Raw genomic sequence first — 1,142 nt, forward strand, 5'->3', positions numbered from 1 at the left:
TGACGGTAGCGAACGATTTTACTCCCAAATCAATACCAATGCCTTCGTTGTATGTTCCATGTTTCACTTCCGCTTCCTCTACACCGACCGTTAAAAACCAATGAAGTCCGTCAAACACGATGCGCGGATTGACATACTTTATATGTGCACCGTGAGGAATACGACCTCTTTCAGCAAGACAGATCCAATTGAATTTCTGTCTATTTTTCTTTTTAGAAGGCGTCAGTTTCTCTAGTTTCACATGCGTGTCGGTGATTTTGATTTTCGATGTATCTTGATAAAAGCTCGGTCGCGTTCGTTTTTTCGTTTTAAACTTCGGAAACTTCGCCCGTCCTTCAAAAAAGTTTTTGTAAGCTTGATACGCGTCTTTGATCGCTTGTTTTGTGATGTTATTGGAATAATTGTTGAGCCAACTGTACTCTTTCGTTTGTTTGAGCTGCGTTAATCTTTTTCTTAGTTCACCATCACTTAAAAATTTGCCACCTTGTTTATGATTTTCTTGTTGTTGCGCTAATGCAAAGTTATACGCCCATCTGGCAACACCTGCGCATTGAAAAAGCTTCGTCTTTTGCTTATTGTTGGGCAGAAGCATGACTTTGTACGTGCGAATCATCTTCTCCCAGCCCCTTTTTGACTTTTTTCATATAAAATGATCATCAGATTTTTATAAATATTTATTTTATATATTTATCATGAACAGTCAAAAGCCCCTTTCAACGCCGTCACCGTCGCTATAAACGAAGCTTCATCAAAAATCGAATAGACGTTGACATGACGGTTTATTTTTTTCACTAGACCGCTTAATACTTTTCCAGGACCGATTTCGATAAACGTATCTACACCCAAGTCAATCATCGTTTGAACAGATTGCTCCCAACGAACCGGGGAGTATAACTGTTCAACGAGACGTTGTTTGATTTCTGTTGGATTTGTCATCGGCTCAGCTGTCACATTTGAAATGACTGGCACAGCGCTTTCTTGAAACGCCAACGTATCAAGTACCGATAAAAACTGCTCTGCCGCCGGTTTCATTAAAATGGAGTGGAACGGCCCGCTTACTTCGAGCGGAATGACTCGCTTCGCTCCTTTTTCTTTTGCCAGTTGTGACGCTCGCTCAACCGCTTCTTTCGCTCCTGAAATGA

General features: G+C 41.0%; 2 protein-coding genes. Both read right to left on the minus strand.

The window, feature by feature from the left end; genetic code table 11:
* The coding region (locus LD028_RS02355) for an RNA-guided endonuclease InsQ/TnpB family protein (RefSeq protein ID WP_237810817.1) at positions 1–613 on the minus strand (613 nt) is incomplete at its 3' end.
* A gap of 77 nt (positions 614–690) precedes the next feature.
* Positions 691–1,142: ACP S-malonyltransferase (locus LD028_RS02360; protein ID WP_237810819.1), on the minus strand; the 452-nt coding region annotated here is incomplete at its 5' end.

This window comes from Anoxybacillus sp. LAT27 (genome assembly GCF_022030075.1).
In the GTDB taxonomy this organism is placed as follows: domain Bacteria; phylum Bacillota; class Bacilli; order Bacillales; family Anoxybacillaceae; genus Anoxybacillus; species Anoxybacillus kestanbolensis.